Annotated in this window: 12 protein-coding genes and 1 pseudogene; 7 read left to right on the forward strand and 6 right to left on the reverse strand. The window is 42.7% G+C overall.

Annotated elements, in window-relative coordinates:
• The 7 genes and pseudogenes from BLS35_RS27840 to BLS35_RS14810 form a co-directional block, all read left to right on the forward strand.
• Positions 1-2,730: pseudogene (locus BLS35_RS27840) on the forward strand (hypothetical protein); the annotation flags it as partial.
• A gap of 179 nt (positions 2,731-2,909) precedes the next feature.
• Positions 2,910-4,481 (forward strand): DUF11 domain-containing protein, encoded by a 1,572-nt coding sequence (locus BLS35_RS14785; RefSeq protein ID WP_175459603.1) that lies wholly within the window; start codon positions 2,910-2,912, stop codon positions 4,479-4,481.
• Between the two features lie 18 nt (positions 4,482-4,499).
• The gene (locus BLS35_RS14790; RefSeq protein WP_090782362.1) at positions 4,500-5,012 is read left to right on the forward strand and encodes a hypothetical protein; all 513 of its coding nucleotides are present in this window, start codon (positions 4,500-4,502) and stop codon (positions 5,010-5,012) included.
• 31 nt (positions 5,013-5,043) lie between these two features.
• On the forward strand, positions 5,044-6,342 hold the full coding sequence (locus BLS35_RS14795; protein ID WP_165973324.1) for a gliding motility-associated C-terminal domain-containing protein: 1,299 nt from the start codon (positions 5,044-5,046) through the stop codon (positions 6,340-6,342).
• A 71-nt stretch (positions 6,343-6,413) separates the two neighbouring features.
• The gene (locus BLS35_RS14800) at positions 6,414-7,382 is read left to right on the forward strand and encodes a PorP/SprF family type IX secretion system membrane protein (protein WP_090782366.1); all 969 of its coding nucleotides are present in this window, start codon (positions 6,414-6,416) and stop codon (positions 7,380-7,382) included.
• A gap of 53 nt (positions 7,383-7,435) precedes the next feature.
• Positions 7,436-9,397: an OmpA family protein gene (locus BLS35_RS14805; protein ID WP_090782368.1), complete on the forward strand. Its 1,962-nt coding sequence runs from the start codon at positions 7,436-7,438 to the stop codon at positions 9,395-9,397.
• Positions 9,398-9,507: 110 nt separating this feature from the next.
• On the forward strand, positions 9,508-9,714 hold the full coding sequence (locus BLS35_RS14810) for a hypothetical protein (RefSeq protein WP_139205886.1): 207 nt from the start codon (positions 9,508-9,510) through the stop codon (positions 9,712-9,714).
• A gap of 432 nt (positions 9,715-10,146) precedes the next feature.
• Here the strand turns inward: BLS35_RS14810 and BLS35_RS14820 are convergent, their stop codons facing one another.
• From BLS35_RS14820 to BLS35_RS14845, 6 genes are all read right to left on the reverse strand, one after another.
• Complete coding sequence (locus tag BLS35_RS14820) at positions 10,147-11,610, reverse strand: heparinase II/III domain-containing protein (protein ID WP_207909120.1); 1,464 nt, start codon at positions 11,608-11,610, stop codon at positions 10,147-10,149.
• 440 nt (positions 11,611-12,050) lie between these two features.
• Entirely contained in the window at positions 12,051-13,316 is a 1,266-nt protein-coding gene (locus BLS35_RS14825) for a glycoside hydrolase family 88 protein (RefSeq protein WP_090782376.1), read from the reverse strand.
• A 19-nt stretch (positions 13,317-13,335) separates the two neighbouring features.
• A complete protein-coding gene (locus tag BLS35_RS14830; RefSeq protein ID WP_090782378.1) occupies positions 13,336-14,862 on the reverse strand; it encodes a glycoside hydrolase family 53 protein in 1,527 nt (508 codons plus the stop codon).
• Between the two features lie 11 nt (positions 14,863-14,873).
• The gene (locus tag BLS35_RS14835) at positions 14,874-15,833 is read right to left on the reverse strand and encodes a DUF5017 domain-containing protein (protein WP_090782380.1); all 960 of its coding nucleotides are present in this window, start codon (positions 15,831-15,833) and stop codon (positions 14,874-14,876) included.
• A gap of 15 nt (positions 15,834-15,848) precedes the next feature.
• On the reverse strand, positions 15,849-17,465 hold the full coding sequence (locus tag BLS35_RS14840) for a RagB/SusD family nutrient uptake outer membrane protein (RefSeq protein ID WP_090782382.1): 1,617 nt from the start codon (positions 17,463-17,465) through the stop codon (positions 15,849-15,851).
• A 24-nt stretch (positions 17,466-17,489) separates the two neighbouring features.
• A complete protein-coding gene (locus BLS35_RS14845; RefSeq protein WP_090782384.1) occupies positions 17,490-20,675 on the reverse strand; it encodes a SusC/RagA family TonB-linked outer membrane protein in 3,186 nt (1,061 codons plus the stop codon).
• Between the last annotated feature and the right edge of the window lie 216 nt (positions 20,676-20,891).

A 20,891-nucleotide genomic window follows, 5' to 3' on the forward strand; every position in this document is an offset into this window, starting at 1 on the left:
CCACAGGGAGCAACTGGTGCTACCGGTGCTGCTGGTACTAACGGAACCAATGGGACGAACGGTAAATCGATGCTAAGTGGAACGACAGTTCCTGGAGCTGGTACAGGTGTTGATGGCGATACGTATGTAGATACGACAACTGGTCTAACCTATATCAAAACAGGTGGTACATGGACAGCAGACGGTGGAACATTAAAAGGTCCTGAAGGTGCTCAAGGTATCCAAGGTATTCAAGGTCCAAAAGGAGATACGGGTACTACTGCAGCAGTAACTGCCGATAATGGTTTAACTAAAACGGCTGACAATATTCAATTAGGTGGTCCATTAACTCAGGCTACTACAATTGCAACAAATCCTTCGGGAACAACATATCCATTAAACATTACAGGTTTGCCAACAGGAGTAGCGACTGATAATATTGTAGTATCAAGTACTGGCGGACAATTAAAAACGGTGGCCTCATCTGCCTTAGCTATTGAGCCGTGGAATGTACAAAATACATCAAACAAAGCAACTTTAAATACAGATAATATTTATCAGACAGGTAGTGTGGCAGTAGGCGATTTCAGTACTGCAGCTTCAACCAAAAAAATGGAGGTAAAAGGTGATTTTAAATCAGAGGTGATATCTGGTAACACTTCGTTTGGAACCGAAGTTGCTAGCCCCAGTAATCCACTGGGGGCCATGCATTACTGGCAAAATACAAACGGAGATTTTAGAACATCAACTGCCAATTCAACTTCTGCAGCATTATTAGCTAAAACTGGTACTACAACCAATACCATAAGTGCAGAAGAAACTCAAGCCGCATTATCTTCACAGAATGGTACCAACTCGTTATCGGGTATAAGATCAACTAACACAGGTAACTTTTTTATGGAAAGTTATAATGTTACTGGCAATTTTGGTTCAACTATATCATTACAAAATGATGGTATGCGCTTAAGACATACCAATACCAATGGAGCAGCCGATCCGTTCCCGCTTAATAATAGTTCGGAGATTTTCGTTCAAAAAACAAATGGGGTACGCTTTAATTTTAGAGATGCGAGCGCTGTTCAAACTGGAGAGTATTGGTTTCCAACAACCAGTGGTACCGATGGTCAGATCATGACCCAAACTGCATCGGGAAAAATTGTGTGGACAAGCCCTTCTGCCCTTTCGGTAACCGAAGTTGATGGAGTTATTGGTAACGAAGTAACTAATGCCACTACAAATGGCGGCTTAACACGTGCCGGTGCCGGAACAAATGTTAGTCCTTACACATTGGGCTTAACGCCTGGATCAGCGACAGGAAATGTAATGACTTGGAATGGCACTGCTTGGAACCCGGCGGCTCCTGTTAATATTTACAATGCAAACGGTTCACTAACAAGTAACAGAGTAGCAAATTTAGCTGGAAACAGCCTTAGGTTTACTTCACCAGAAAGAGATATTTATTTTGATAATAATGGTCGTATTGGCACTGAGGCAAAAGGTACTTGGGATGCAGATATATATGCGAGTTCAGGTACTGGAGCTACTTATAACCGTTTTGATATTCAGTCTTTTCCAAGTGGTGAGGTTAATTTAACAGCAACAGGGGCTGTTGGGCAATTGGCGATAGCTACCCATCTGACAACACTTCCATCACCGATAACATTTTCAACAAGTCCAGGTGGTGTTTCGGGAGTAGAAAGAATGCGTATTACGGGAACAGGAAATGTTGGTGTGAATACCGCATCACCAACTGAAAAATTAGACAATGATGGAATTACGAGATTAAGAATCCTTCCGCTAAATGGTGCTACTAATGCTATTAATACCACAGTTGATGGAGATGAGTCCTCAAGTCAGGATCAAACCTTTACAGCAACTAGAACTGTAGTGGCAGATGCTAATGGTGTATTGGGTACGGTGGCAGGTCTACCTGCAACCCCTGTAAATATTTATAGTGCTGATGGTGCCTTAGCAGGGCCAAGAACGGTAACAACAGGTAGTAACTTCCTAAGATTTACAGGTAACAGTAATACAGTTGGTATAAGTAACTCGGGTACACAAGGAAGGTTAAGTGCAACAGGGAGCAGTAGGGGGTCTATCGGTATTGATGGTGGTTCGGGCGCATCAAATAGCTCACTCGAGTTGTATGCAGATGCGAGCAATTTTGCTCAAATCAATGCTGCTGGAACGGGATCAACAGGGTTATCTATGGGGACAACCACTGCTACACCTCTTATATTTAAAACAAGTGGATCAAATAGAATGCGGATAACGCCAACTGGAGAGTTAGCGATAGGAGCGACAACAGCACCTTCGTTTGTAGTAGGCGGCACAACTATTCAACCTCTATTGCATGTAGCTGGAGATATCTCTACAACGGGTAAAATCTGGACGACGAATAGTGTTTATGCCGATTATGTATTTGAAGATTATTTCAACGGATTTTCAAAAATTTATAAAGACTACAAATTCAAATCTTTAAAAGAGGTTGCCGAGTTTATCAAAGCTAATAAGCACTTACCAGGAATAACGCCAATTTCGGAAATCACCGTAGGGAAAAATGGCTATACTATAGATCTGACCCAACTTTCTATGCAACAATTAGAAAAACTAGAAGAATTGTATCTGCATGTAATTGAAATGAACGATGCATTAGGTCAGAAAGATAAGGAAATCAAAGCGCTTCAAAATAAAACTGATGAATTAGAAGAACGATTAAAAAAGTTAGAAAGTTTACTAATTAAAAAATAAGTTAAATCAATTGAGGAAGGTCATTTTAGACTAGTTCCTGTGATCTAATATCCACATCTAATTTAATATTCCCTTCCTAAATTTTTAGAAAGGGAATATTTAAAGTACAAATTATGAGAAGCTTAGTTTCATTAATATTTACTCCCCCATTAAACTTGCTGCTAAACAAGCGAAAGATAATGCTATGCCTACTTCTGTTTACTGGCTTGTTTGCTCATGCGCAAAATAATATAGGTAATCCAGATTTTGAAATTAACAGTTCGGCTCCAACTACTTATGCTCAGACAGATAGGGCAATGGGTTGGATTAATCCGATGAGTCTCTCTGATAAAATAGCGCCAATAAGTGGTGCAGGCAATGTTTATTTAGGGGTATCGGCAGTGCCATTTGATTGCAATTCGCAGATGTATTTATTACAAAATACCAGTACCGGGCTGTATAATGTGGTCACATCCACAAACCCTTTTACTTTCCCTATCATAGGTTCCCCAGCAGGATATCAATACAACGCCTCTGGTTTTAATCCAAGCGATGGTTATATCTATGCGATGAAGACTTTTAGCAACAACCTTCTTAAAATTGATCCTTTGGGTGCAATTACAGATATGGGAGCAATTACAGGTCTGCCTGCTGTAACAGGAACGACTAACTATAATAGTGGGGAGATAGATAACCTTGGAAACTACTATATTAAACCCGTAGGTTCTAATTCCAGCTTATATAAGGTAAATATCAGTACACAGACAGCCACGGAAATCGTACTAAATCAACCTACGAATCCATCTGATTTGGCATATAGTGTACCTACAGGACTATTATATGGTGTAGGAACCGATGGTAGGTTGTTTTCTATTAACCCTGCAAATGGAAATGTTACTTTTATAGGGACTTCTCCTGGAACAGCCACTTTCGGTGCGCTCTTTGGATCAAGCACTGGTGAAATTTACGGTATCAATAATGCTGGAGATTTTTTTCAATTTAATTTAACAACGGGAGCCAGGACAATTATTTCAAGTGCCCCAGCAAGTGGTAATAACGATGGAGCCCACTGTGTTACTGCTCCCATTACTTTTAGTGCTGATCTTTCTGTTACCCAAACAGATAATTCTACTACTTACACACCGGGAACAAATAAGGTGTATACGGTAGTTGTTACAAATAACGGCCCTTTTGGAGTGCTTAATGCAAATGTTTTAGATTATGTGCCGGCAGGTATCCCTAATGCAAATGTTAGCTACACAGCAGTTGCTTCTGCAGGTAGCTCTACAGCAGTTATTGGTACTCAAATTGGAGCAATTAATGATTTGATATCCTTACCGGTAAATGGAACGGTAACCTATACCATTACGGTTGCAGTTCCTGCATTGTTTTCTGGAAACCTAGTTAGCACTGTGAGCGTCAGCCCCCCAGCTAACATTACAGATGCCAACTTAACCAATAACCAGGCAACAGATACCAATATTAATGCTTGTACACAACCTGGAGCTTTCGATCAAGCTGGCCAAGTTAGCACCACAGGAGTTTCTAGTCTAGCAGGTTTTACAGGCGGTGCCACAGGCTGGCCTGCTAATGTACCTAACGGGCATGTGGTTATCGAATCGAAAAATAAAGGTTTTGTAATAACAAGGGTAAGTTCATCAGCAGCAATAGTAAACCCAGTAGAAGGCATGTTGATCTACGATATTGCCGACGCCTGCGTTAAGCTGTATAACGGTACGGTTTGGAATTGTCTGGCTAAAGATTGTTTGTAAAATATAAATCTGAAAAAGATGAAAAGATTTTTAATAATAATGATAATAAGTTTGGGAGCTTTTGCAAGTGCAAGTGCCCAAACAGCTATAGGTAAAAACACAGCAGATGGCTCTTCGGTTTTAGATTTTGCTGCAGGTACAACCAAAGGAATTATTTTACCCGCAGTAGAAACCTTACCGGCCACACCTGCCAATGGTACTTTTTTATTTGATAAGGTTGCCAAAATAGTAAAAATGTACCAAAATGGAGCTTGGGTAAACCTTTCTGGTGTGGGGGATATTGCCGGGGCAGTGCCCATTGCGCCATATAGTGGTACTGTTGATAATGGTAAGCAAACGGTAATTGGATCAAGATCAACAACTGTAGATGGTGTGTTGGTGCTGGAATCTACAGACAAAGCTCTGGTGTTGCCCAAAATTTCCAATCCACATCTAAATGTGAAAAGTCCTTACCCAGGTATGATGTGCTACGATACAAATAGAAAGGCGCTTGCTGTTTTTGATGGAAATGTATGGAACTACTGGAAATGATGATACTATCTTTTTTTTAAGGAGGCAAGCTATGAAAGGAAATTTACTGTTATCCAGTTCAACTTTTATTTTAATATTATTAATCTTTTTCCAAACCAGCAATGCCCAAACTGGATCTGGAAGTATGACTGTTGATAACTCGATTATGACAGTTTCTGCCGGAACTACAGAGCAGCGTTTCAGTGAAGGTACTTATTTTGGTCCTAACGCTGTCTGGCAAATTGATGGTATACTAGAGATTTACAGCAAGAATATTTGGATTGCACCAGGGGCCACTTTTAATGGCTCTGGTAAGATTGTAATTTACAATCCCGGTAATAATCCATTTTATACTTCAATGGCATCGGGACCAAGTCATATCGACGGAAACAATGCTGGTTTTATAAACCTTTTGCTTGAGCACCGTAATTCTAATAATATCAAATTGGATGACGTTAGTGACCCAGGTTTTGGAACTACTAATCCGAGTGGAGCCTTATCGGCTGGCTTAAATATTGGAGGGACTTTGGATCTCGCGGTAAATGATGCCGACGTAATTTTAAATGGTCAGAATTTAGCTTTCAATAATAGCGGAAAAATCACCAACTACAGTAAAGACCGTATGGTTGTTACCGGCAATAGTATTGTTGGCCATATGATCAAAGAATATAATGGTAAAGATTCATTTGTTTTCCCAGTGGGCATTTCTGAAGGCGATTATACACCAGCAACATTAATCCCGCAAAATGCAAGTAAGTTATATGTAAGTGTACAAGATTATATTCGTGCAGGTAAAGCCATTAAAAATTTGTCAACGGGTATGGATAGGGTGTGGCACATTTATGGTTCCGGAGCAACAACAGTATCTATGACCTTGCAACATAATCCCTTTACTAATGGTAATCTTTTTAAAGACGAAAATGCTGCAATTTCCCGTTATGTTACTACAGATAAGTGGGATTTCTTAAAAGGTTCCAACCCATTCCCAGGGGTGCATACCCGAAACAATGTAGAGATTTCTACTGATTTTGCGGCTAATGGAAGTTTCTTTACCAAGCTGGCGGCTTCAGGTGGATCATTATTTGTTCCAAACCTTTTCACGCCTAATGGAGACAGGAACAATGATACTTTCGAAATACGAGGCTTGGAATTGTTTGCCCAGAACGATCTGATTATTGTAAATCGTTGGGGCAACCAGGTTTATAAATCTGATAATTATCGAAATGATTGGACTGGAGAAGGATTGAACGAAGGTACCTACTATTATATTCTTCGTGTGAAAGAGGGTACTGGAAGTGATTGGCAAATATTTAAAGGGTATATCACCTTAATCAGGGCTTTTAAAAATTAGTTTCAAGTGGGTGAAAAATCGCCCTGTTGAAACTATGGGAGACTATTGTTGAACGATCACAATTGAAAAAAATGAAAAGAATATTACAGATATTTAGTGTGCTACTTTTATTCTCCAATTTGGTTAAAGGACAGCAGGACGCGCAGTTCAGCCAGTATATGTTCAATGGAATTTATATTAATCCAGCTTATGCCGGCTACAGGGAGCAATTAAACGTTCATGCATTTTACCGAAATCAATGGACTGGTATCGCCGGATCTCCTAAAACCATGTCGTTGGCGGTTGATGCTATTGCTAATGATGGAAATGTTGGACTTGCACTACAGATTTCAAGCGACCGTTTAGGTGCTCAGCGCAATGAATCCGTGTTTGGTAATTACGCCTATAGAATACGCATGAATAATGATGGCTCTGCAAGATTGGCGTTTGGCCTTGGTATCGGTGCGCTTCAATTAGGGATTGATGGAGCCAAATTAAACCCTAACGATCCTGAGGTATATCAGCCAATAGGAGTTCAAAGTACGATTTTGCCCGACGCAAGAGCAGGTGTGTATTTTTCGAATGATCGTTTTTATGCAGGAGTATCTGTAGATAATCTGATCTCTCAATATATTGACATTGAGCGCTACGCGTTTATCCCACAGCCAAAGCCACATTATTATTTGACTGCAGGTGTACTGTTGCCGTTAAACGAGGGGGTGCTATTAAAGCCATCCTTTCTGCTAAAGGATGATAGGGGAGGTCCAACCAGTTTGGATTTAAATGCGTTTGTGATTTTAGAAAATAAGTTTTGGGTCGGGGGTTCATATCGTACGGGTGTGAAGTTGTACAATAAAGATTATCTGCAAAATAATTTGAGCCAGTTGAATTCAGCGGTAGCAGCGGTACAATTTTTACCTACGGAAAACTTTAGAATAGGTTATGCATATGATTTTTCTATTGGTCCACTTCAAGGTTATAGTTCAGGTACTCATGAAATCTCTATAAGCTATTTCTTCAATAAAAGATATACAAGAATGCGTACGCCGAGATATTTTTAATTTCGACGTAACGCTAAATGTAATTTAAATCCCTGAAGAGGAAAATAAAGAATATGAAAAAAAATATTTACAGATTAATTCTTGCTATTACCGTATTGTTCACCTATCAAACTAAGGTATTAGCTCAATATGCACTGGTTGAGGCTGATAAAGAATATGAACTTTACAACTTCAATAAAGCGATTGATTTATATGAACAGGCTTATAAAAAGAAACCAACCTTACATGCGGCTGAAAGACTGGCACAGGCATATAGCTATCAGAGCAATTATAAACAAGCTGAAAGCTGGTATGCAATCGCCGCTGGTATGTCGACCACCAATCCGGAAAATGTGCTCCATTACGCCAAAGCATTACAGCAAAATTCAAAATATGCTGAAGCAAAAGCGCAATATCAGAAGTATGGTGAATTAAATAAGAATGTTGATCCAAAAAAACAAAATCTTTGGTTGTTGAGCTGCGATTCAGCTGGATTTTGGATGAAAAAACCTACAACAGTGGCCATCTCCAATGAAAAAATACTCAATACTCCCCAGTCAGACTGGGGGGCTACAGTGTATGGGAACAGTATTGTTTTTTCTTCAGATCGTGGAAATACATCAGCCGATAAATTATCGGGGAATAGACCGTTCTTAAAGTTCGATGGAGGTAAGCGGCCCGACCGAACTGTTTATGGCTGGACAGGAAACCATTATTTAAGACTGTATCGAAAAGATGAAAATCAGGATAGCATTTTTAATTTCAATTTAAATGCAAATACAGATTATCATGTCGGACCAGCTAGTTTTAGTAAAGATGGGAATGAGGTTTTTTTTACCTTAAGTAAGATACCTAAAAAGCCAGTTTATGTTAAAGGGAAATTGGCTACCGTTAACGTAGAGATTTATTCGAGTAAAAAAGATGCGGATGGCAAATGGACAAGTCCTGTTTCTTTTAAATATAACAAAGTAGATGATTACTCGGTGGGGGATCCATTTATTACTTCAGATGGAAATAGTCTTTATTTTGTCTCTAACATGCCAAATGGACTTGGCGGAACCGATATTTACATATGCCAGCGCACTGATGCCGGAGATTGGGGCTTGCCTGTAAATTTAAGGGAAATTAACACCGAAGGCAATGAACGGACGCCGATATTGGATAATGAGCATAATCTTTATTTTAGTACTGATGGTCGGATAGGAATGGGAGGACTGGATGTTTTTAAGGTGAAGTTACTGACTGGAAAAATTGCCGAACCGAAAAACCTGGGTTATCCAACAAACTCTCCACAAGATGATTTTGCGTATTTGAAAACTTCGCCATTAACTGGATATTTTACCTCAAATAGAACAGACGGACTTGGCAGCGACGATATCTATAGTTTTACAGAGCAGCAGATCTTTGCGCTCAAATTGATCGGTGTTGTATTTGATAGAGATAATAACCGGCCACTAGCAAATGCTATAGTTGCCCTTTCTAAAATTAATGGTCAAACGATGAAAGTCCAAACTGATGAAACTGGTAGTTTCAGTTTTAATCTGGATAAGGAATCTGATTACAACCTGACAGGAGAAAAAAGTAATTACCGAGCCGATGTTGCATCACTTACAACAAATAATTTAACGGCCTCTGCTGAGATTAGAAAGGATCTTTATTTAAAGAAAATTGAATTGGAAAAGGCAATTAAGATCGAGAATATTTACTATGATTTTGATAAATCGAATATCCGGCCAGATGCTGCGGTTGAACTGGATAAGCTTGTTAAGATTATGAAAGACAACCCAACGATCTGGATTGAACTTGGATCGCATACTGACAGTAGGGGTAATGATCAATATAATCAGTGGTTGTCTCAGCGGAGGGCAAATTCAGCAGTTCAATATATCATTGATCATGGAATCGGCAAAAATAGAATAACAGCAAAAGGTTATGGCGAAAGCAAGTTGTTGAATAAGTGCTCAAACGGAGTGAAATGTTCAGAGGCGGATCATCAGTTGAACAGAAGAACAGAGTTTAAAATAGTTAAACAATAAACAAAGAAGTGGTTGGCATCTCAGACAGGTATTTCGAAAAAAGATATTTTTAGTTTTTCTGCATGCCCTTTAACGAGCTTTCAAAGTTGAAACCTATCGGAGAGATAAATATGAAAAATAAGTTAACAAATAAATTTAATGCTTCTGAAATAGAAACCGATCGTTTGCTTGCCTTTGTTGATATCATTGTTGCAATTAACTATTATGGCATAACTGAACTGTTGGATACGATTGGGGAAGAAAGGCTGAGGGCTCATCTCGAATTGGATAAATTCCAGCAAATTGATCCATCGACATTGCTTCATAACCCATCCTGACAAAGACCTCATTTCTATAATTATTTTCTGTCATTGGCTTACTGGGGCAGACAAATCAAAACTAAAAAAATAGAAACTAAAATTAACCCAAAAAAGGAATACTTTGGTTATTATTGCTTTCAAACTTTATTATTTCTTCACATTCTTTCGGGTATACAAATTCCTCTACTGAATTTGAATCGGAAATTGCTTGGATTTCATTGCAAGTAATAGCTTCCAAATTATTATGATCCAAATTGAAAATAAACTTCACAGCATCTGCGAAATGAATGTGAAAGTTCTTATCATCGCAAAGCATCCGTTTTGTCAGTTAAGAGATCGATTATTTTTCTTTTGTATGTAGTCTCAAATTATTGATAGGTTAAAGAGCTATTTGAGAATTTGTGCATAGTGAAAGTGGAAAATTGACAGCACGCCATTTTGATTTTTTTACTAATTTTTTTGCCATTCATCTAGCGGTTTTAATGCAGACTTCTGAACAGAGATGCTTTTTGATCCGGGAAGTAGCACAACATTGATTGCTGTTTTGGTGTTGGCAGGTATCGTAATTTCGAACCCGATTATGGTGCTCCCTATGTTGAGGGCATCGTAGTTGTTAGGGGGATCAGTTCGCCAGGTTTGCAATTTGACGTCTGCCAGTCCGGCGAGATATATGACCATTTTCTTACCCTTATAAGAAAGCAGTGCCTGGTTGCCGTCAATGGAAGCTATTGTGGCTCGGGTAAGCATGCTCCATCTGATGGTACATGGCTGGTTTCCGGTCTCCAGTTCATCACGGATGCTCAGGTATTCTTTATTCACAATGGCGATACCCCTCTTTGCTGCCGTCAACTGGCTCTTATATACGGAACTGAGGTCCATCACACAACTCTTGAACAGGGAATCCGGAGAAGAGGAGGTGATGGGCGCATTGCCGGCTACATTTTGAAGCTTTCCATTTGCGGTGATCGTACTGTGCGCGAAATTGGAATACCGGTACACCTGCCATCTTTGGGAGTTTTGTGCCATATTCCAGATATTTAACCCTTTAGATTCTAAAGATTCGTAGCCCTGCATTCCGAAGTCTTCAGACCAGCGTACGCCTTCAGCGTCGAGCACAAAAGAGCCGATGTCCATGTGGCCGTGTGAGGCGGATGGCGTACCGCCTTTAAAGCCCAGGTAAATGGCATTCGGATCATTCCATGCTGTTCTCAGTACGGCAATACTATTTTCACCTTTGCTGAAGAGTGTGGTTGCTGAAGGTGGCTGGATCTGATCTGTACGGATGCCCTGCCCCCAAATGAGTGCGGCGGGAAGCAAGCGGTTGCCTTTGGCGTAGAAATTTAACTTGCTCAGGTTTTGCTTTTCAATATATAGTAGAGCAGGGTCTTTCAGTTTATTCGCAAACCAGAACATGGTAGGCTGAAGTGCATCCGGCCCACCGCTGTCTGAGTAATTAAAAGGCAGCCCTGAGGGCCCCATGAGGTTTTCGAAAAAAGTAGCGGTTTTTAGGAATCCGGGCCGCTGGCTCAGTCCGTAGTCGGTATCGAAGATGCTTTCAATGGCGCTGATGAGTAACACATTGAAGGATGTGCCATAACCCCAGTAGTTGTACCCTTCGGCGTAATTTCCGTCAGGAGCATAAGTCTTCATAGGGATGAGTACGCTGTTAAGCGCGCGGTTCACCAACGCGACAGACTGCTGTGGCTGGTTTTCAAATACAGCCAGGGCTCCGTAAGTCATGCCTGCGTTACATACCTGGTTCCAGTTGTTGCTACCCCTGAGCCAGCCGTTGTATTTTGGATCTAAGGAAGGACCGATGCCTTTGTCTATTATTGCCTTACTGATCAGCTGGCGCGACTTTATGCTGAGCTTGTCAAAGAGCCAGTCGTAGCCAATGGCCATTCCTATGGTCATTTCCGCAACATCGAGGAAGTGATCGGGGTTCCAGTCGGTAAAACTGGCGACTGCCAACATCTCCTCTTCACAGCGCTTAAAGTAACTTTTCTTGCCGGTCATGCGCCAGGCGTAAGCCAGATCAAATATCCTTCGGAAAGCTTCCCTTGACTGTTCTAGCAGACGACGGCCAATCAGGGTACGTTCTACCGGATTTTTAAGTAGCATCGCATCACATTCTGTGAGGATACTTTCATGGACATTGCGCCAAAGGGGATCTGCTTCAATTTCTTTTTTGATCAGGAATTCTTGACCCTTAAGCATCAGCAGTCTGGGATGGTCCCCGATTTTGGTACTGTCTATGCTGATCTGCGCGTGTAAAGCTGACCAGGTCAAGAGCATTAGCGTAAGCATTACTGGAATTCTCATATCGGTTTTGAGTAATTTGTTGATCTTAAATTTCAATTCTTAACCGGGTCCTTGTGCTCAAGGAGCAGGTTGTACCTGTTCAGTGCCTCCAGGAAATAGTAATCGGCATACACTAAAGGTACATCAATTTCAACACCATGGGGAATACTGCCAACACAATGCTCCAGGATAAAGCCTCCATTTTTGTCGGGCTCGGCCCGATAGGCTGGACTGGCTAGCGAACGCAATATGTGTGTGGCTGTATTCCTGTAGCTGTTATCTCCGCTTTTACTATAAGTGCTGAGTTCAAACAGTGCGGATGCGGTGATCGCGGCAGCAGAGGCATCCCGATACTTAACCGGTGTGGTCAACGCAGCGGATTTGATGGATGGCGTATAGCCTGTGTCATTGGCGTTGAAATCCCAGTAAGGTACTTTGTCGGAGGGAAGGTTTGAATTGTTGATGTAAAAATCAGCCATTTTCATAGCCGCATCCAAATACCGGCGATCTCCGGTTTCCCTGTAGGCCACCGTAAATCCATAGATGCCCCAGGATTGTCCACGTGCCCATACTGAGTTGTCCGCATAGCCCTGGGCTGTTTCCCGGCTGAGCACCTTGCCACTTTCCGGATCGTAACATACGACATGGTGGCAGCTGTAATCTGCCCGAAGCTGGTTTTTCAGTACATTATCCGCATGTCGTATCGCTATGTCTTTATAGGATGGGTTTCCCGTTGCTGCTGATGCGAAAAACAGGAGTTCCAGGTTCATCATGTTGTCAATGATGACCGGGAACTTATAGTTGTGCTGACCATCCCATGAGCCAAAGCCATCCCATGATTTAATACTTCCGGTTTTTTCGCTGAATCTTGTGCTCAGTGATTGAGCAGCCCTGATCAAAATCTGTTTGTATTTTTCATTTTTGGTTAGTCGGTAAGCATTGCCATAACTGCAATAGACCATGAAGCCTAAATCATGATGCTCGGTGAAATTTTGAAGTGCTTCTAGTTTTTCCGTCCATTTGACTGCCTCATTTTTGAGGGTTTCATTTTTAGTACCCTCGTAAGCATACCAAAGTGAACCGGCGAAGAAGCCGGAAGTCCACTCATATTTCCCGGTCAGCTTGAGCCGACCGTTTGGATCTGTCGTTCTTGGGAATAGGGTATCTCTTTTGTTGGCCTCAGCCAGCATGAACTTGAGCTGATGCACGGAAAAATTAAAGTTTTCGGTGACAAAGACTTTTTCTTCAGGTGCATTGATGAAAGACGCCAGTATAAGGGCTGTCAAAATGATGCCGTATGTTTTGATTCGGAATGACATAACAGGATTTTATGATTTTCTATTGCTTAAAAAATTGGATATCGTCAAAGCTGCAGTACTTGTTGTTGCCATCCGTGTAAAAGCCAATGGTGCATTGACCGTTGCTGACGTTTACATTGCTGATCTTTATTTTTTGCCAGCCCGCCGCCACCGGTATACTTGCGTTGATCTGGGCTGAACCAAAGTCTTTGGCGAACAGTTGGTTCTGTGTCATCGCGTAGGGACTGATCACCCAGGCTTGAAAAGTGTAATTCCCGTTGGGTAATCCGGTGATGGTTTGACTGGTGCTCACATTGTATGCCGCATTTTTGTAGTGTGTTAAGCGATAAGTACCCGAGTGTGCGGTTGTTTCTACATAATTCGCTTCAGCATTGGTTCCGCCGCTCGTCCAGTTTATGGGGTTCTGGGTATTTGCATTATCCACTTCAAATCCCGGATTTTTAACTAGTGAAAATGCATCTATCGCTAGGGTGGGGTTAAAGGTCGTGGAACTGAACATACTTTTGTTTACCGGCGGACGGTCATAATACTGAGGTTCCCAATAGCATACGCCGATTCCCCGATTACCTGGCAGACTACTGACCTGTGTGAGCAGTGTGCTGATCATCAAACGACAGTTCACAGGGTCTGATTGCACATATCCGCATTCGGCAATCATGATATCTTTATTATAAGTGGCGACCAGATCCTGCATATTCGCATTGGTCTGGCTCAGGATGGTTGCGAAGTTTCCGCTCCATGGATAAACCGATAAGCCAATCACATCAAAGTCGGCACCGTTAGCTACGAGTCCATTTAGGACATTTTTGCAGGAATCGTTGTCAAAACCTTTAGAAAAGTGCACCATAACTTTGATGTCCGGGTTGATGGCTTTAACTGCGTCATAACCCGCTTTATATAGACCTGCAAAATTGGCTATATTCCCGGCAGGTATCTGGCCTGTGGGCCACAGCATCCCGTTGTCTACCTCATTGCCTACTTCTACAAAAGCTGGGGTAACCCCATTAGCAATCAGTGTGTTAATGGTGGTGGTGGTATGATTGCTAACTGCTGTTTTTAACTGAGCGTAAGAATAGCTGCTCCAGGTAGCTGGTTTCGTTTGGTTCCATGGATCTGCCCAGGTATCACTGTAATGGAAGTCTACAAATACTTTCAAGCCTGCGTTCTTAGCGCGTACAGCCTTTGCCACCACATCAGCTAAACTATTGTAGGCGAATGTACCTGTGGAATTTACCCAGACCCTGATCCGTATGGTATTGAGCCCGCGTTCTTTCATGATGATGAACAGGTCTTGCTGATCTGTAGTATTGTAGAACAGCTTTCCCGCATTCTCCATGCGGGTGACGTGGCTGATGTCAGCACCCTTTACAAAATCAGCGCTGCTGGTGGATAGGAGTGCGGGTTCGCTGAACGATGTACGCATGGATTGGGTGGGGATTAATTCTTCATTGTTGTTTTTATAGCAGCTGCTCATCCAAAATAGGAGCAGGATCCCAGCTGTCGCAAAGCGTATTTTTCTGAAAATTTGTAAGCATGAGCTTTTCATAGTCGTAGTGTTTAGTTGACTGTTATTTCAATTTTCTTTGATGAGTATTTACTGGCCTCAATGCTCACACTACCTCCTGAGAATGTCGCATTGAACGTCCCCTTTTGGGGATATTTGTAGGTGTATTTGATCGTGCTTGTTTTTTGTGCGACGGATTTTACGGGCTCCCCAACATCAGGTGTTACTTTTTTGAGGTCGATAGGTCCCATGATTGCCCATGCTTCGGAACGGTTGGCTGCTGCCTGGGCAGAGGAAGCACCATTGATGGCTAAAGAAGAGGTATTGAAAGTCCAGTTAAAAATGTTTTCCATAGGATATCCCACAAAGCCAGGGCTATAGGTGGTCACCCCATAATTAGTAAAGCCGACATTCGCAAAGTTGTGGTTCGCGATCTCATAGCTTGTGCCGTCGGCCAGCAGGTTTTTCAAAGAGAACAGGTCAATAAACCACCTGTTTTGTGTGGATCCGGCCAGGCCTGTGTATTTAAACGCCAGGTACACAGGTCTGTTCTGAGCAGCGTAGTCCGTCAGATCGATATTTCCTGAAGGCACAGCAGTAGGGCCCGTTGCTAAAGTGGCGCGAGTGGTAATGTCTGTCCACCCTGCAGTGCTGATGCGCTGCAGGGTCCCGGGGATGTCGTTAAAAATTACCCCCTGGAAATCCTGCGATATCATCAGTGCCAGTGAATTGGGCTGTGTGCCCCCGGTTAATCTTGCTGTGCGAAAACTCAGCTGCGAAGTTCCTTCAGCCGAAGTTCTTTCACGGTATTCGTACCTTTTGCCGACCAGGCCGGAATAAAAGGTAATCACGTCAGGATTTCCGGTGAAACTGAAACGGACCGTATCGCCCAGGGTAATCGTATTTTTATCGGCACTAACCGTAAAATCGGCTTCAGCCTGACTAAGGTCCTTTTTGCATCCGCAGATAACAACAGTTAAAGCGGCTATGATCATTAAATATTTAGACATCATTCTTTTTTATTTTATTTACCAGCCTGGGTTTTGTGTCATTGCATTATTGATATTGATTTCCAATGCAGGGATGGGTAACAGCAGATACCTTGGAGAGGAGGATGCGGTAAGGTAGCCAAGTCCCCAGGTAATTTTGTTTGTGCCCGAGGCATTTGAATTGTTGATCTCGGTCAGCATTGATATCATGGTGGAGGTGAATGTACCCCAGCGTATCAGATCGGCTTTCCGCAAACCTTCAAAAGCAAGTTCTCGTGTTCGCTCATCCATGATGCTCTGCCTGAACTGCGGTTTTGATAAGCCTGTGGTCAAATCTGCAACTGGACTGGCCATGGATACTGGCAGTCCGTACCCTCTTCTACGGACTTGATTAACCGCATTATAAGCAAGAGAGGTTGGGCCGTTTAGCTCGTTCTCCGCCTCCGCCTGCATGAGTAATACATCTGAATATCTGATTACCGGAAAGTTGGTACCGTTGTAATATTGTTGTTTTTTAGGGGTCAGTGGTTCGAAATACCTGCGCCACTTACCCATTTCGCGGTTGATAATGTTGCTGCTGGTATAATTTGTGCGAACGGCTGTTGTGGCATTGCTTGTGCTGAAATAAAATGGGGCAATGGTCCAATCCCGCCGCTGGTCACCATTGCCGTATAAATTGTAAAGCTTGATCGTCGTGCGCATGTTTGCACCTGCGAAGCCCGTATCCAGGTTGTTACAACCCAGATTTGCCGTGCCAAGCTTGCCATTTTCAAAGTAGCTGGCATTGTTGCTATTCGTGTTAAAATCTACTTCCCAAAGGGATTCTTTGATGTCGTAAATGTCCTGTGACTGATTGATAAAGATCTGGCTGAAAGGGGAACGTGTATAGGTTGGGTTTGCAGTCGTACGCAGTTCATGTTCACCACTGCTGATCACTTTTTCCGTCCATTTGAGCACTTCAGAATAGCGGCTTTCATCCTTTAAGGGGAATCCGGCCATATAAAGGTTTACCCTTGCCAGAATTGCTGCAATGGCAGTTTTAGAAACATGACTACTGTTGCCGATGGTACTTGCCTTGTATACTTTGGCTTCCGCCGTTTCCATATCCTTGACAATTTGCGCGTATACTTCTTTGGCAGGCCTGCGGGGTATGTCAACAGAGTTGACGTTTTCAGTTGGTGTGATCTTCAGCGGCACGTCTCCATAGTTGCTGACCAGCAGAAAATGATAGTAGGCCCTCAGGAACAAGGCTTCGCCCAGAATGACCTGACGTTTGGTTTCATCCATTTTAGCATTGTTGATGTTGGCGATCAGCAGGTTTGCACGTTCAATGCCAATATAACATTGCTGCCACAGTCCGGTAATGTAAGGATTGGTGTAGTCGAACTGATAGTACATGGGTGCGGAAAAAGCATTTGAACTGTAGCCATAAAAGCCCTCGTCGGTACATAAGCCCAGTTGCTGCCAGAGTCCACTGGCATAGAGGTACTCATTTCCCAAGGGATCATAGCTGGCGGCAAGTGCCAGGTTCAGGTCACTTTCGCTGTTGTAATAATTTGCGGGTTGTATAAAATCTGTCGGATCTTTATCTAGTATTTTTTTGCACGATGAAGTGAGCACTACAGCGGCAATCAGGATGAACATTAAACGTTTCATATTCGAATGTTTCTAAAATCTCAATTAAAGGTTGATTACTGCGCCCATGGTTACGGCAAAAGGACGCGGGTAGGCTGAAAAATCCACACCGGGTGTGAGTACGGAGTTGTATATGCTCACCTCGGGGTCAATACCCGAATAGTTGGTCAGTGTATACAGGTTCTGTGCAGAGAGATATACACGACAGTTTTTGATGCGTAGTTTTTTGATCAGTCCCGCTGGCAGGCTATAACCCAGGTTAACTGTTTTTAGCCGGATGAATGAACCGTCTTCGATCACCCTTGAATTTGTCCCGGTTGGCGTGGTGGGGCCGGACCCTCCGTTTCCTCCACGTGGGATAAGCGTGTTGGTATTGGTTGGCGACCATCTGTTTTCAAAACTTGCAAACTGGTTCAGGTTGCTGCGGGCCAGGATATTTCCTTCAAAAATATATCTGTTGGCATTGATGATGTCATTGCCGTAGGACCATTGCAGAAAGACGCCCAGATCAAAGTTTTTGTATTTAAAGTTGTTATTGAATCCCCCGGTATGGATAGGCAGACCTCTGCCGATGATGGCGTAATCACTGGCATCAACCTTGAGGTCACCGTTGATGTCCTTAAACTTGATGTCTCCAGGAGTGATGCTGCTTCTTAGGTTCCCGTTGGTGGGTATATTGTCTTTAAGTATATAACCTCCGCTGCTGGTTCTGTTAAAATCATCGTATTGGTAGAGACCTTCAAAAATATAGCCGTACATGGTACCCAGCTGGTTCCCAACTTTTGAAATGTAGGCGGGTATGCTCCTGAAATAAAAGTCAAATGGCGCACTTGAGGTGATCGCATCCTGGTTTTCGGTTAAACTCAGGATTTTATTTTGATTGAAGGAGATGTTAAAATTGCTTTCCCAGCTAAAGTCCCTTTTCTTCAAGATAGTTGCATTTAATGTCAGTTCCAAACCCTGATTGCGTACGCTGCCCACATTTCTCAGTGCTTGTCCGTATCCTAAGGACAACGGGAGGTTGGCCAGGATCAGCAGATCGTTTGTGGTTTTTCGGTAGATATCCGCCGTAAAGCTGATCCTGTTTTTCAGGAAGCTGAGATCGGTACCGACATTTAGTGCAGAAGTGGTTTCCCATTTTAAGCCGCTGTTCCCCAAATTAGATGGAAAAGCACCTGGAGTCGTGACGTTACCAAAAGTATACCCTTGTGAATTGGTCGCAATTGCAATCGCAGATCGGTAGGCAAAATCACTGATCCGGTTATTACCTGTAACTCCATAACTCACACGCAATTTACCGTCTGAGAGCGGCTTGAATTTTTTCATGAAATTTTCCTCCGTAAAGCGCCAGGCAAGTGCTCCGGAAGGGAAGTAGCCCCAACGACTACCTTGAGCAAATTTTGAAGAGCCATCGGCCCTGAAGGTTAGCGTTAAAAGGTATTTGGATTTAAATTTGTAATCCGCCCTGGCCAGCCAGGATGCCAGACCCCAGGAAGAGGTAACCGCGGTTATACTTTGGGGTGTACCTTCGTTTAAACCACTCAGACCCAGTTGGGGATTCGGTAAATTGGTGCCCACACTGCCAAAAGTAGAAGTTTTGTAGCCGGACATAGCATATCCCCCAAGTAAGGTGACCTGATGAGCATTGCCGAAATTCTTGTTATAGGTAAGCGTATTCTCATTGATCCAGGTAGAATACTGTCCAAAGGTGACACTTCCATTGACGCCAACTAAAGATCCTACCAATGTGTGACGGCTGCCATATACGGTGGATGAATCGTTGAACTGGTTGTTCTGTCCGATGGTCCGGTTGATTCCGCCGGAGATTTTTAGTTTCAGGGAAGAAGCGATGTTGTACTCCAGATACGAATTGACTATGGTGTTGGTGTTGAGGTATTCTCTCAGCAAATGCTGTTGATTGATCACCGGATTGATCCTGAAGTCTATCGTAGGATCAATACCCGGATCAAAAAGCGCCTGCTCCAGATCGGGAATGCCGCTGATAGAGAAGTTGCGGTATCCCCACACACTGTACAGGGCAGCGGTGGTATTACTGGCATTGGCTACTGAAGAAGGTGACTGACCGGTTTGCTTGTTGTATGCATGATTGACATATATACCGCCCTTGAGTTTTTTATTGAAAGTTTGATCGAGTGATATGCTGCCCTGGTATCTTTTATAATCAGAATTGATAATGATTCCTCCCTGGTTGAACAGATTTCCAGAGATATAGTACTTGGTAGCAGCATTACCTCCGCTGATGGATATAGAATGGTTCTGTATGGAGGCATTCCTGAAAAATGCATCTTGCCAGTTCACCTCTTTGACATCTCGATAGGACTCCAGTGTTTTGCCGTCGGTAAGGTAGGTAAGCGCCGATTGCGTATAGTCTCTTTCCAACTGGTATTTCACAAATTCGTAGGGACTCATTAAGTCAACGGTTTTTGGGTTATGCTGGAGGCCATAGGAGGTATTGATGCTGACTGCCGGAGGACCGACTTTTCCCTTTTTGGAGGTGATCATGATCACGCCGTTGGCACCACGGGAACCGTAAATGGCAGTCGCTGATGCATCCTTGAGGATATCAATAGATTCGATGTCCTGTGGGTTGATGAAGTTATTGTTCGGATTCTCAATAGGAAAACCGTCTATGACGTATAAGGGTGAATTGTCTTGCGTGACCGATCCTGCACCCCGGATGGTGATGTTAATGGCTGATCCAGGCTGTCCATCAACAGAACTCACATTTACACCGGCGACACGACCAGCTAAGGCTTCATCAAAGGATCGGACAGGAGCTTTTTGCATATTTTCAACCGGAGCTTTGGCTACTGAACCTGTGACATCTGCCTTGGTGGTTGTGCCATAACCAATGACGAAAACCTCATCCAGGTTGTTCATTTTTGCTTTCAGCACAATGGTATAATCTGTTCTGCTGTCTATCTTTTGTTCCTGGGATTCATAGGATAATCCTGATAACACTAAGGTATCACCGGCGGTGGCATTGATGTTAAATTTCCCATTGGTATCGCTCACTGCACCGCCAGACTTATTCTTGACTTTTACGCCAATGGCGATGATTGGTTTTCCGTCTGTATCTTTGACTGTTCCGGTGATTTTTGCCTGGGCGAATGCCTTAACGGATACAAAGAGCAGCAAAACAATAGACAGCAACACAGCCCTGCTGTAAGTACTTTCTTTAATTTTAAGTAAGTAATGATTTCCCGTCATACGCGATAATTCATAAATTGGTTTATAATTGGTTAAAGGTTCATAATAGGAGTCGAGTTGTTCAGGACTTCTCTTTGATCCAAGACAAATATGGCGATACCACAAGAAGCCCTGGGGATAGAAAATGAAAATAATAGGGTGTATTTTTGAAAATATGCAGCTTTTTTTGGGCTTGACAGAAAGTAGATTGATTTTTAGATTGAAACTGTAATCATA

The sequence above is a fragment of the Pedobacter sp. ok626 genome, assembly GCF_900100435.1.
GTDB lineage: Bacteria > Bacteroidota > Bacteroidia > Sphingobacteriales > Sphingobacteriaceae > Pedobacter.